Origin of the sequence: Pseudarthrobacter sp. B4EP4b, from assembly GCF_006680095.1 — a bacterium.
GTDB lineage: Bacteria > Actinomycetota > Actinomycetes > Actinomycetales > Micrococcaceae > Arthrobacter.
In genome coordinates, this window is sequence record NZ_VHIJ01000026.1 from 74,649 (window position 1) to 87,661 (window position 13,013).

Here is a 13,013-nt window from a genome sequence, read left to right on the forward strand (position 1 = left end):
ACAGCAGTAGCGGTGGATAACCCATCAGGATTGTCCCCAGCTGTGGGCAGCGGATCGCTTGACAGCCTTGCACAGTTAGGGGATTTGAAGCTGACGGCGTTCTTTGTCTACTCATTCATTGAAGGAAATATGCGGGGCTACGGAAGGTATTTTTTCAAAGTAGCTGCTAGCGCTGCCTGCCCCTGCTTATTAGGGTGAAAACTCTGGTTCACATCAGGAACGACGAGCGTGTTCATATAAGGGTTTTTGGTACATAACTCGTGCCCTCTAAACGCATCGTAGACGTTAACATATTGGAATCCGGCCTCAATAGCCCGGAGATTTAGAAGCACATCTAATTTCCAGATCTCAGAGTTAATCCAGTTAAGGTCCTCCGCCGAGAAGACTTTATAGTTAACACCGAGCTTGCAAGCGGCTTTGGTATCCTGAGGGAAAAATCGGGGGTAGCCCAAGACAACAACTTTTGCATTAGAAATTGAGGCTTTTTCTCGTAGTGCGCTAAAGAGTGCCTTCACTGTGTCCGGGCCACCGGCAACTCCTGCCAACGTGTCTATCTTCTGGTCAACTTGAGCAGCATATTTTTCTTTGCAGGATTTTTTGCTGGGCCAGATGCAGTCGCTCAACACGCTTGCAAACCCGGCGTCATTTCCGCCGATAGTCAGGGAGATGAGTCTGCTGGTGCTGCCCACCCAGTCCAACTGCGCATGGGACTCATCTGGATTCTCTGGTTGACCTAGCCTATTCGTGTGGTTTGTCGGGAATGGCGTGAAGAAATCTCTGACAATTGCTCCGCTACAAGCATGAAACTCGTAGTTTGACGGCATGCCAGGCAATGTCTTGTCCACGTAACTGTATGCATTTACTGAACGGTGGCACTTGTCGGTACTTGTATCAGAACCCACGATAAACTTTCCAGCCTCTGGGGCGCCTTCTCCACTGGAAAATGAGTCTCCTAGAGCAACGTAGGTGTTGGCTAGAACCGGTATCGTCGTCCAATTAGCCGCGGCAGTCGCTTGAGGTTCACCAGCAGAGGGGGCGCCGTCGGAGTTTGAGTCGATCCAAACCTGGATGCTATCCGTTCCCGGGCTATTGCCGATGTAACTGAAAGCCACGTGACCCGCGCTGTCTGTAGAGCAACTGCCACACGTCAACGCCGTTCCCATGTTAGGTCCAGTCGAAATTCTTCCCACGAGGCGCATTCCTGCTACAGGTGCACTAGTGGACCCATCCAGCAGTTGCGCGGTAATGGTGGCAGTCGCGAAGAGACCGTGGGTCTGGGAGGCGGGGTCGAGCGACAACGGGAAGCTCCTGAGTCCGGATCCACGGGCAAGGATATAAGGCGTTCCGATGGTGCCATCGCTAGCAGTGTAGGCGGCGCCCAAGTCCTTGGCGATTGTAAGAACTGTGAAGTCAGCTGGCCAAGTATCGAAGGCTTCATGAACTGAACAACTCCAATTGGAGAGATCAGCGTCCGTCAATCCGGTGAGGGCTGGATGAGTGGCAACTATATGGCTCGAGTCGTAGCAGTTGGCACCCGTTACTGTGAACCCTCCAGGCCTTAAGGCATCGAGCAGTGGAACTGGCGTATGGGCCCCGGCGGTTTCGTAGTAGCAGCTCAGGGCGATATAGGCTCCCGTCTTGCCACTTTGATCTACAGCAAAGTCAATCGCTCGGCGCGTGAGAGTATCTCCACCTTTAGACGCGTGGTAAACGGGATCTGTGCCCGCAATTAAAACGTTGCCGTTTAGGGCAGGGCCCCACTTGTCAACTGAACTTTGGGCTGCACCTGGGGCATTTTCAGAACAGGTAGCATCCCCTAACACTATGGCGCGGTAGGCCGAAAATTGAGCTTGATTCATTGTTTGCCAAGTGACGTCGTCAACAATCACCGGCACTAGCCCCTTGGCCGTAACCTCGCTGGCCTCGATACTCCCGGTTCCCCCCGAGACTGTGCTTCCGAGGATCAAGACTTCGTCAGGGGCGGCCTTCGCAGGCAAGGAATTGGTAAATGCCAAGAAGGCCGCTAACAGCAAAACTATGGTCGTCGCTGACACGACACGAAGCCGTCCTGCAAATGGGATTGGCGGGCCAATCCGTACGTTGTCCGTATTACTGAGCATGGCCCTGTATCTCCCGAAAGTAGGTGGCGCTTTAGGATCTTGGACGTTGCCATGGCCTACCAGCCGAAGCTACCGTCCGCAAGCTCGGGAGAGTTCCCTGACTGCAGCCTGCAGGAATGGCCGCCCAGATGCCACCGGGACTTGCCCAGCACGATTGTGGAAGCATATCCAGTACGTCCGGCATGTCGGCACGTTAGGGGCTACCTAACTTCTTGGACTAGGGTTTCGGCCGCTGCACTGAGGGGAAGCAATCGTTCATTGATACTTGCCAAGAAGGTAACCGAATTGTTGGGCAGCAGTACGGATACGCGCAGCAGCCGGACTGCGTGACTGGTTGATCGTGTTCGCCGACCACAGCTGTTCACGCGACCGGGGGCGTGAGCGGATGACCGGCTGATGGCTATTCCGAAGTAATCGATAACGTGAGATCTGATGGTCCGGGTTCCGACAAACGATCGAAACTATCAGGTTAGGGTCTAGACGTTCGCCCCTGGTGTCAGTTGATTCCGATTTTGGACCCTATTCAGACGCATTTTATTCCGGTGCTTGACGTCAGGTTAGGGTGTATCTCATAGAACAGGGTATACAGCCCCAGGTTCTCTGGCCTGAAAGTGTGTGGGATCGAGGGTGGGCTTTTGTTGTTGCCGTGCGGAGTCGGGACGACGGGATTCGAGAGTTGTGCCGCAAGGAACTTCGGGGTCGACTCGAACGGTGTACTCGCCGTAATCACGTTGAATTACGAGGATTCCTTGCCTGCGTTCCAAAGCGACGGGTATCAGGTTGCTGACTGCACGGTTTAGTTTTTCGTCCCTGTTTTGGGGCCGCCTCACAGTAACCTCGAGGGAAAGCTGAAGTGTTGGTCTCTGGCTCAGGTTGATGCCCATCACTGGGAGCTCAACGTTCGAAATCAAGAGATGCTCAGGGTGGAACAAAAGTCCTCCTCCTTTGGCTTGGTTGACCGGCGCCGCCGGTCGTAATTATCGCTCCGCTAGTCCCCCGGGGCCGGTATCCCTCAAGCAATCGAGTCGTCAGAAATCGTAATCCGCCCCCTAACCCACAGATCTGGTTAGGTTCTGGGGAGGCTTGTCCTACAAGGAATTGAGGTCACTGCTGCAAAAGAACGTCCTGGACCGTCAGCGATGGCTCCTACGGCAGGATCTACGGCTGGCCAAGAACGCCAAGGGCTTGCTCGAAGCGAGTGGCTTCAAACTAACCCCTGGCGCCCAGAAGATACGGCGGAGCTATGTCTGGGGGCGTGGGCTGTTCCATCCGGTCGGTGAATAGCCAAGCCACCGTCAGTTGAGCATTACCGTCCTCCGTCAGCAGCCAAAGCCTTCGCTTCCGCGGACCGTGTGATTCCAGATCCGCCCATGCTCTCGTCATGGTCTGCGCTCATGTGCATTGTTTCAGGCAGGAGCCTAATGCCGATGCCCGCCAGAATGGCTGTGCCCATCAGGAAGAATGCAATGACGAGCTGATTACCTGTCGCTGACAGCAGGCTCCCGACGATGAAGGGTGCCGATCCGCCGAAGATCGCAGTCGCAACGTTGAATGACAACGTGAATCCGGTGTATCGGATTGACCGAGGGAATAGAACTGTAAGGGCGGCGGCATATTGTGATGCCAGTGGTGCAATCGCTACTCCAAGAATCAGCGTGGCAGCGAAAACGGCCACCACGTTTCCGGATGTCAGGAGCAAGACAGCGGGGATGGCTAGGACGAAGTGGGCGATCACAGACGCGGTGATGAGCTTGGTCCGTCCAATCCTGTCTCCGAGGCGGCCAAACAATGGGATCGTCAAAAGAAGTGCGAGCATCACCACAATACTGAGCGTCAAAGATAGATTGGCCGACAGACCGAGTTCGGTCTGTGCGTAGGAGGGAAGGAATGTCAGGATCAGGTAGTACGCCCCGTTCGCGTAGGCCACGATCAGGAAGGTGACAAGCAAGGGGAGGGGGGCGCGGCGGAAGGTATCAAAGAGCGGCGATCGGGTGAGCTCAGCTGCCGCCTTCATCTTCTCAAACACCGGAGTGTCTTCCAGATGCCTGCGGAGGAGCAAAGCCAAGATTCCCAGTGGCAATGAGGCGATGAAGGGGATACGCCACCCCCAGTCCTGCCAGGCTTCTTCTGGCAGAGCTGACATGAGGCCCACCACTACTCCGGCACCACCCAAATATCCAATGAGAACCCCTGTTTCGAGAATGCTGGCGAAGAATCCCCGACGTCCGGCCGGCGAAACCTCAGCCATGAACGTATTGGCGCCGCCGTACTCCCCGCCGGCGGAGAATCCTTGAACGAGGCGCGCCAGTGTGAGAAGCGCTGGTGCCAGGAACCCTATCTGGGCGTATGTGGGCAGCAACCCGATGGCTACGGTTGCCGCGGTCATCAGTCCAACCGTGAGCATTAGCATGTCACGACGACCGCGGCGGTCTCCTAGGACGCCGATGACAACACCGCCAATGGGGCGCACAAGGAACGAAAGCGCGAAAACGGCAAACGAGGACGTGGCGGCCGTTGCCGGGTCCGTCGTGGCAAAAAAGTGGGTTCCGATGGTTACAGCTGCAAAGCTGTAGACCCCGTAATCGAACCATTCGATGATGTTGCCCAGCGCGGCGGCCGTGACCCCGCGCCGCACCGAACTGGCCTGTTCATTAGTGGACATCTGACTTCCTAACGTCGATCTCCAAGGAGATCTATCTGTCTTATACATCCGGACTTCGTCGTCTGGAATACCTGTACCGCCGGGAGAGTGCAGGCTCTTTCAGCCGTAGCACCGGTTGCCCTGTTTAACCCCGCGCCTAAGGAGCGCGGGATGACTCATTTGGACAACTTGTGTTGCTTATATGAAACAGGTCACGTTGCCCCCTGTCAAGAAGAATTTCATGGTGAAGTCAGGTCTTCAGAAAGAAAGATCAGCGTTTCAGGACGAGAACAGGGATTTTAGTGGGCTAATCCGCGCGAAGTCGCAAACCAGCTGCGAAGCTTTCTCACTACCAACAGCGATCTTGACAGTGCTCTATTTTTAGGTTTCCATGAAACATATGTTTCATCGCCAGTCCGGGCGGCTCGAGCTCGCGATATTGCTTGTCGCAGGCTGCTGGACGCGCAACGTCGCATGTCAGCAGCTGCACGGTTCCATCGAGGACTGCTGGTGAAACCGGAAGCGCTCGTGGGTGCTTCTGCTGTAAACGAAAAGTTCTAAGGGCCACGTTGGCCAAGTTGAGGAGTTCACATGTGGTTTGCAAGCGCTGAATACATGACGCGCGTGGATAAAGCGCGAAAGTACATGGCGGATCGGGAGTTGGACTACCTCATGGTGTTCGAGCCCGAGATGGTCACGTATCTGACCGGTTTCTACACCCAGGGCTACAGTACTTCGTTCCAGTTTGCGCTTATCGGGTCTTCCGGCACCCCGCTCACGGTGCTCCGTAAAGCCGAGGAACACCATTTCCGGACGACAGGCGCCTGGGCGGACAACTACCTGCTCTGGTATGACGGCGAAACGGCTGCGGAGGTTGTGCGGCGGGCACTATCGGAGGCATCGGTAGCCGGCCGCGTTGGCTTCGACGGCGGTTCATGGCGAGCCCCGTTCTCGCTCATTCATTCGGTGCTTGGCACCAACGGGATCGAGTTCGTTAATCTCGGGGAGGAACTTGACTCGTTGAGGTTCATAAAGTCGCATGCAGAACTGGGATACCTCAGGGAAGCTGGCCAGGTCGTGGGTCTGATGCACGCCGCAGGCATTGAGGCGGCACGGGCAGGGGGCACGGAGCGTGATATCGCAATCGCGACCTCAACCGCAGCTGTTCGTGGAGGCAGCGACTTCAGCGATCCCGGTCCAATCGCCTCAGGAGATCGGGCCCATCACATCCATAACTGGTACAGCGACCGGGTTCTAACGGACCGGGATCTCGTCTTCTTGGAGATGACGGCGCACAAGAAAAACTATCACGCCCGTTCTATGAGGACCCTCGTGATCGGAGAACCGGAAAAGAGGATGGTCGACACGTTCCGCCGTTTTGTGGAAGTTCAAGATGAGGCCTTGGCCACCGTTAAGGCTGGCGTCCACTGTTCCGTGCCGGACCGGATTGTCCGCGACGGTGTTCTGGGGACCAAGTGGGTCGAGCGGTACCCCAACAAGACCTTCTATGGCATTGGGATGATCCTATGGCCCAATACGTACGAAAAGCTTGAAGTGACGCACAATGCCGATTTCTGTTTCGAAGCCGGCATGACCTTCCACGCCTACATCTCTGCCAACGGGCTCAACATTTCGGAAACCATTGCGGTCACCGAAGATGGCTGCGAGGTCCTAACCCACTTCGATCGTGAACTTTTCATCAAATGAGCTTGTTGGGCAGCCCGCGGGACTTGTTCGAAGCCTATGATTCCGAAGCACTCCGGGAGATGGGGCGCGCGAAATGGACACTCGGGTCCGACCGTTTCGGCGCAGCCGTCGCGGAAATGGACTTCGCGCCGGCACAAGAGGTCGTTTCCGCTCTTCGGTCCGCGGTCGACAGAGGCGACTTGGGCTACCCCCACCAGGCTGCGATCGAAACTGCAGCTGAGGCATCAAGGCAATGGTTGCTGGATCAGTACAGCTGGACTGTGGACCGACAGGATGTGGTCACCATCGGTGGCCTCGTCCACGCCCTTGAAGCATATTTTCTCTTCTTCGCAGGAGCGAAAAAAGACGTCATCGTCCCGACTCCTTCCTACCCACCCTTTATGCAGGTTCCGACCGAGCTGGGCTGGAACGTTATTGAGAGTCCCATGCAATGTGTGGATGGTCGATGGTGCCTTGACTTGGATGATATTGAGCGGGCTTTCGCCAGGGGTGCCGGAACACTGATTCTTTGCAACCCGCACAACCCGACGGGAACTGTCTTTACAAGGGCTGAACTGACGAGCCTCTCGAACATCGTGGAAGCCCATGGGGGGCGTGTTTTCAGCGATGAGATCCATGGGCCCCTGACGTACTCCAAATCGGCCACGGGAGAAGATCAGCGGCACGTCCCTTATGCGTCCGTTACCGACGCAGCCGCTGGCCATGCAATGACTGGTGTTTCGGCGACCAAAGGCTGGAACATAGGCGGAGTCAATGCTGCCCACGTTGTCGTAGCCGAACGCGACCGGGCGACGGCCCAAAGACTCAACGCCTTACTCTCACACAGTGCCAGCACACCCGGTCTTTGGGCGACGACGGCGGCCTATAGCGCTGGGAGATCATGGTTGCAATACCTGTTGATCTACCTCGATGAGAACCGACGGCAGCTCGCGGACCTGATTCGCGGTTCTCTGCCTGGGGTCAGATACCGCATTCCTGACGCAAGTTACCTCGCTTGGATCGACTTCCGTCAAACAGAGTGGACGGATCGCCCCGCAATGCACATCAGCCAGAGAGCAAGGGTGGCACTCATGGAAGGGGCTGACTTTGGATCTCCCGGACGTGGTTTTGTACGTCTCAACTTCGCCACTCCTTACCCGGTCCTGGAAGAAATCATCACCGCTATTTCCGAAGGTTTCCAGCACTGCCGGACCGACCAGGTGAACAAGTGAAGTCACCTCAGATACAGGAGGACTATGTGAAAGCCCCTACACCAGTACTAGACGCCATCAACCGTTTGTCAACGTCGGCCGCACCGCAAGCGGCTGGCCCCTACTCGCAGAGTACCTACCACGCAGGGATTCTCTACGTCAGCGGTCAATTGCCTATTGATCCATCGACGGGTGAGGTCGTCGAACCGGGTGACGCCAAGGCACAGACACATCAGGTCATAGCAAACCTGTCCGCAATTCTCGATGCGGCGGGGGCCAGTCTGCAGAACGTCCTCAAGGCAACGGTCTTCCTGCGGCGTATTGAAGATTTCGCCGCGGTGAACAATGTCTATGCTTCGTATTTCGGGACGATCTTGCCCTCACGTTCCTGCGTGGCTGTCAGTTCACTCCCAGATTCCCAGGCCCTCGTAGAGATCGAAGTCGTCGCAGCCGTGAGCGACCTGAAAAAAGACATCTGAGAACAAGCCGGCCACTCTAGGCGTGACACCTTGTTACAATTTGGTGTTTTGGATGATGCTCAAGGAAACGTGTCCACCTACAGGATGCCGGGTCAGGCATCAGCTCCTCTGGAGGAAGAACGACACACGCTTGTGACGCAGGCCAGCGCGGGTCTGAGATGAAAGGTTCACATTGAACACCCGATCTACCGCCGTTGACGGCGTCAGTGAGTCATTCTCAATCGGACCCCGCTTGAAGGCAGTTCGCATTGCTCAAGGTCTGACCATGCAGCAGGTTGCCGATGCAGCCGGGCTATCAAAGGGGTATCTATCCCGTCTTGAACGTGACGCCGTGTCACCGACCGTCTCAACACTGATGGTCCTTTGTCACACACTCAGGATTGAAGCCTCCGACTTGCTCTCCGAAGAGGTAACGGAGATCGTTTCCAAGGGACAGATCGTTGTAGGGACTTCGTCGAAACAGGGCATCAACCACAGTCTTTTAACCCCCAGTACAACAAAAAGCGTTACAGTCACTCACACGGAATTGGAGCCCGGAGCCTCACCGGGTGATGAACTGTACCCCACGTTTTGTGATACCCAGACTGCCTACGTCCTTAACGGAAAAGTCGAGATTCTATTTTCGAACAGGAAAGTGAAACTGACGGCGGGCCAGGCCATCACGTTTGCCGGACGAGAACCGCATTCATACCGCAACCCTGATGAGAATCAAGGTGCGGAGGTTATTTGGGTCCTAGTGCCTGCAGTCGGTCGCTAGGCCTCACAGCAAAGGCCAAGAGAAGTCACAAAATCCGCCGCGCTGGCGGAGGTACCTGAGCCTGGGTCTCTTACCAGGCTGGATAACAACGTCATTGGAATCCGGGGGAGCAAAGCCACATCCCCACGATCCTTGGTGCCCGCACATAAACAATTACGCGGCCCCAAATGAGCCGCGTTCATCAACATCAGAGAGGTGCCGCATGACCGAACCAATCACCCAAGCCGACAGTCGGAACAGCCCGGACTTTCGACTAATATTCGAAAGCCTTCCAAATCAGTACATCGTCGTCGATCCACAAAGGAGAGTAGTTGCCGCAACGGACAGCTTTCTCGCTGCCACGAGAAAGCAGCGTAACGCTGTCCTGGGCCGGGACATCCTACTCGTCTTCCCCGACAACCCTAACGACCCGACCGCCAACGGGACCACTGTCCTCCGCGAATCCATCGAGCGCGTAGTCGCAACGCGCGAAGCCGATATTCTTCCGGTCCAACGGTACGACATGGAACTCCCTGACGGATCTTACGAAGAGCGCTATTGGCAGCCCCTTAACGCGCCGGTCTTCGATGGAAATGGAGAGGTTACCTGTATTATCCACGGGGCCGAGGACGTGACCGCGCAGGAACTCCGTAACTGACGGGGCAGGAAACAGCCCCTTTTCGGGACATTCCCCCGACTATTTCAAACTGGCTGATAATGGAGATTCCGTCAACCTGCATCGCCCGGCCAAAAGCCATGCATGCTAATCCCGCGGCCCGGAACTGGTGGCGATTCTGATCCGTCCATGGCTGGGGTCAATTCGAGTTTTCACGGCTGGAAATTGGAGCTGTTGGGGTAGCTCCCTGGTCGCAGTAGCGGTGGATAAACGACGAGAATTGTCCCCGGCTGTGGGCGGGCAGGCAGGCCTGACAACTCGTTCAAACGTCGATCAATTGGGGTTTGTTCGAAGGACAAGGCACGGGACCGTGTGGCAACTTTGGTTGGGTGTACGGCAACCTGATAGTGGTTGAAGGGCCATCCATTCGGCGCGTCGAGACCGGTACTGCTAGGTCCACTGCTTCAAAGGAGGTGTGGACGCTCCGGAAGCCCTCCAAGCTACCCCAGGACCTCCAACTCGTGGAGCCTTCCAAGCGCCACGCCAGCCATAAATTGTGCCTGATCGACGAGGATACTGTCGTCAAACACTGCCCTGGGCGAATGCATGGGAGCCCACTCCATGGGGCCGATATCTGGAGACCCAGCTCCGAGGTGCCCGTACGCTCCCGGTACCTCCACGAGGACACGCGAGAAATCGTCGGAGCCGGTCCTGGGGGACGGGCTGGGCACGAAGCGGTGCTCTCCGAAGAACGTCCGTGCGGTCCTGCCCCAGAGTTCGGCGTCACTGTCGTGATTGACGGTGGCCGGCATAACTGGAGTGAACATTGCGTCGGCTGTCAGTTGATGAGCGGTCGCCAGTTGCCGGATAAGATCCGGCAACTCCTGTCCGAGCCGTGCTTCGACGCCGGGGCTGAAAGACCTGACGCTGGCCCTGAATTCCGCCGAATCAGGTATGACATTAGAGGCGGAACCGCCATGGAATTGGCCCACGGACAGAACCACGGGATCAAAAACGTTGAATCGACGGGTAATGTACGTCTGTAGCGCGCCAAGCATTTCAGCAGCTACCTGTATGGGATCCAGAGCCTGGAAGGGGCGCGAACCGTGCCCACCACGCCCGATAACCTTGACGGACAGGTCTCCGAAGGCTGCCATGTAGGAGCCGGCTCGGGTCGTGAACACGCCTGACGGCATGTCCGAAACGACATGCAGGGCGTAGGCAGCATCCGGTCGCCTGCCGGCTGCGTTAAGAACGCCTTCCTCCATCATGATGCGGGCCCCGTCATGTCCTTCCTCCCCCGGTTGGAACATGAAGATGACGTCGCCGGTCAGGTTGTCACATACGGACGAGAGCAAACGGGCGGCACCAATCAGGCCCGCTGTATGCAGGTCATGACCGCAGGCATGCATTGCGCCATTGGTTGAGGCAAAGGGTATACCCGTTTTTTCTGCCACAGGAAGGGCATCCATGTCCCCTCTAAGCAGTACAGTAGGACGGCTCCCCACGGGGGCCTGGGTGGCCCCGCCGCGTAGTACAGCAACCACGGACGAGGCTGCTTTTCCCAGGCTTATTTCGAGGTCGAGTCCTTTGAGTGCCTCAAGGACCCTGGCCTGGGTGCGGGGCAGATACAGGCCGACTTCAGGATCGGCGTGCATTTCCCTACGGAAATCGACCAGGTCGCTTCCAAAGGCCGGGATCGCCGCCATGGCGCCCTCCAGGAAGCTCAGCGTTGAAAGCCGCCCCGTATTTGTCGTTGAAGTATCTGTCATTGAAGGGCTTTCTCGTCTCATGTTGCCAAGGTCCTGGCCTGCTGCTTTCCCGAGAGGACGCGGAGCTCGCGTCTGAGCTGCGCGTCCTTTCCTGGAATCTCTGTCGCAGGCCTCGCAGGGCCTCGCTTACGCTTTGGTGGGATCGGATACGGCGCCTAGAGCGGGAGATCCGTCCTGTCGACGCCAACCACGCGGTCGCCGGTAAAGAAGCGCACGCCGTACTGGGGACCGTGGCCTCCGATACCGCTGGTACCCCAGAAACTCTGGCGCGAATTGCTGGCCAGGTCGCTCATGAACGTACCGTTGATGCGGACCTCACCGGCACGAATACGGGATGCCACGTCGATGGCCCGTGTTTCGTCACCGCCGAACACGTAGGCATCAAGACCGGTTGCTGGTCCGTTTGCATGGCTAAGTGCCTCTTCAACGGAACGCACGGGATGTACCGTGACCAGTGGCCCGAAGAGTTCTTCGGTGGCGGCTCCGGCGGGACATCCGACGATCATCCCCGGTGCCAGGAACCAGCCGTCAAGATCCGGTAGGTCGCCGCCAGTGACCAGCGTTCCCCCCAGTTCGAGGAGTCGATTCACTGAGGCTTTCAAACCATCACGCTGCCGCTCAAACGCCAGGGGACCCACTTGCGTTGTCTCGTCCAAGGCATTTCCGACCCGAAGCTTATTGAGTTCGGACTTCATAGCTTCAACGAAACGGTCGTGAATCGACCCGTCAACCAGTACCTTGCCGGGTGCCTCGCACCACTGGCCATTGAGACGGGTCATGCCCTGCACAATGGACTGTGCCGCCGAGCTGACATCGGCATCATCCAGAATGATCACGGGATTGTTGGATCCGAGCTCCATCTGCATGACAGCCAAATTGGACGCCGCAGCCTTCGCGACCGTGCGGCCTGCCGAATCGCCCCCGGTGAATGAAAGAGCCTCGATGCGGGGATCCGAAGTCAGCAGTGATCCTGTCTCCGAATTTCCGTGAACCAGTTGAAACGCGGCGCTTGGGTAGTCGAGTTCGGTCATGGCGGCGGCGATGGATTCGGCGAAGAGCTGGCAACCGCCGGGGGCGTTCTCGGAGGGTTTGAGGATGACTGGGCACCCAGCCGCCATTGCTGCCGCCACCTTGCCTACCACGGTGAAGGTTGGGGCATTCCAGGGGCCAACGATGAGGGCCGGGCCGAGGGGCTTGCGCAGGATGACCACAGACCGGTCACCGCCGTCAAGGGTCTCCGACTCGCCAAGCTGCTCCGCTTCAGCGATGGTTCCCCGGACCCTGTCCCCGAGGGCACCGGCAATCAGGCGGGTGGTCCGGATAGGGACTCCCGTGTTAATGCTGTCTTGCAGCGCGATTTCTTCGCTCTGGGCATCGAGAGATGCGGCTACCTTCGTCAGGAGTTCAAGGCGGTCCCGGAGTTTGATGTCTTCAAGTTTCCCGGACTCGTGCAGTGTCGCCGCTGCGGCGAGTGCGCGCTCGACTTCAGCCTTTCCGGTCTTTCGCATCGGCTGCCGGGGTTCGCCCGTATTTGGGTTGGTAAGGTAGCGGCCGTTTTCGTCGAGCTGCAGCCAGGCGCCATCGACAAAGGAGCGTTGCTCGACAAGGTGGGGGGTGATATGGGTCAGTTGTGCGAGTGCTTCAGCAGCCATTTAAGGTGCTCCTCTGGTTTCGTTGTTGTCTTTGTCGTTCATGACCGGCGACGGAAGGGGCTGAGCCCTGACATTCGACTGTTTATGTTTCGGGAGGATA

General features: G+C 57.2%; 9 protein-coding genes. 5 read left to right on the forward strand and 4 right to left on the reverse strand.

Annotated features, from left to right (window positions below; genetic code table 11):
- Positions 1–137: 137 nt before the first annotated feature.
- Entirely contained in the window at positions 138–2,054 is a 1,917-nt protein-coding gene (locus tag FNL14_RS09780; protein WP_181762589.1) for an SGNH/GDSL hydrolase family protein, read from the reverse strand.
- Positions 2,055–3,426: 1,372 nt separating this feature from the next.
- On the reverse strand, positions 3,427–4,782 hold the full coding sequence (locus FNL14_RS09795) for an MFS transporter (protein WP_142059593.1): 1,356 nt from the start codon (positions 4,780–4,782) through the stop codon (positions 3,427–3,429).
- Positions 4,783–5,352: 570 nt separating this feature from the next.
- Between FNL14_RS09795 and FNL14_RS09800 the strand changes: the two genes are divergently transcribed.
- From FNL14_RS09800 to FNL14_RS09820, 5 genes are all read left to right on the forward strand, one after another.
- Positions 5,353–6,468: a Xaa-Pro peptidase family protein gene (locus FNL14_RS09800; protein ID WP_142059595.1), complete on the forward strand. Its 1,116-nt coding sequence runs from the start codon at positions 5,353–5,355 to the stop codon at positions 6,466–6,468.
- A complete protein-coding gene (locus FNL14_RS09805) occupies positions 6,465–7,679 on the forward strand; it encodes a MalY/PatB family protein (protein ID WP_142059597.1) in 1,215 nt (404 codons plus the stop codon). Before FNL14_RS09800 ends, FNL14_RS09805 begins: the two co-directional genes overlap by 4 nt.
- Before the next feature lie 26 nt (positions 7,680–7,705).
- Positions 7,706–8,137: a Rid family detoxifying hydrolase gene (locus FNL14_RS09810; RefSeq protein WP_255470766.1), complete on the forward strand. Its 432-nt coding sequence runs from the start codon at positions 7,706–7,708 to the stop codon at positions 8,135–8,137.
- A 232-nt stretch (positions 8,138–8,369) separates the two neighbouring features.
- Entirely contained in the window at positions 8,370–8,894 is a 525-nt protein-coding gene (locus FNL14_RS09815; RefSeq protein WP_220126159.1) for a helix-turn-helix domain-containing protein, read from the forward strand.
- 202 nt (positions 8,895–9,096) lie between these two features.
- Positions 9,097–9,531 carry a PAS domain-containing protein gene (locus FNL14_RS09820; RefSeq protein WP_142059601.1) on the forward strand — a complete coding sequence of 145 codons (435 nt, stop codon included), beginning with the start codon at positions 9,097–9,099 and terminating at the stop codon, positions 9,529–9,531.
- Between the two features lie 458 nt (positions 9,532–9,989).
- Here FNL14_RS09820 and FNL14_RS09825 read toward each other — a convergent pair whose 3' ends face one another.
- Both FNL14_RS09825 and FNL14_RS09830 read right to left on the reverse strand, forming a co-directional pair.
- Complete coding sequence (locus FNL14_RS09825; RefSeq protein WP_142059603.1) at positions 9,990–11,261, reverse strand: M20 family metallopeptidase; 1,272 nt, start codon at positions 11,259–11,261, stop codon at positions 9,990–9,992.
- Positions 11,262–11,416: 155 nt separating this feature from the next.
- Positions 11,417–12,913: an aldehyde dehydrogenase gene (locus tag FNL14_RS09830; protein WP_142059605.1), complete on the reverse strand. Its 1,497-nt coding sequence runs from the start codon at positions 12,911–12,913 to the stop codon at positions 11,417–11,419.
- Positions 12,914–13,013: the final 100 nt, after the last annotated feature.

Coding starts and splice junctions, on each gene's coding strand:
- FNL14_RS09830 (WP_142059605.1), bottom strand. CDS start 12,913: ATGGCTGCTGAAGCACTCGCACAACTGACCCATATCACCCCCCACCTT.
- FNL14_RS09825 (WP_142059603.1), bottom strand. CDS start 11,261: ATGACAGATACTTCAACGACAAATACGGGGCGGCTTTCAACGCTGAGC.
- FNL14_RS09805 (WP_142059597.1), top strand. CDS start 6,465: ATGAGCTTGTTGGGCAGCCCGCGGGACTTGTTCGAAGCCTATGATTCC.
- FNL14_RS09800 (WP_142059595.1), top strand. CDS start 5,353: ATGTGGTTTGCAAGCGCTGAATACATGACGCGCGTGGATAAAGCGCGA.
- FNL14_RS09820 (WP_142059601.1), top strand. CDS start 9,097: ATGACCGAACCAATCACCCAAGCCGACAGTCGGAACAGCCCGGACTTT.
- FNL14_RS09795 (WP_142059593.1), bottom strand. CDS start 4,782: ATGTCCACTAATGAACAGGCCAGTTCGGTGCGGCGCGGGGTCACGGCC.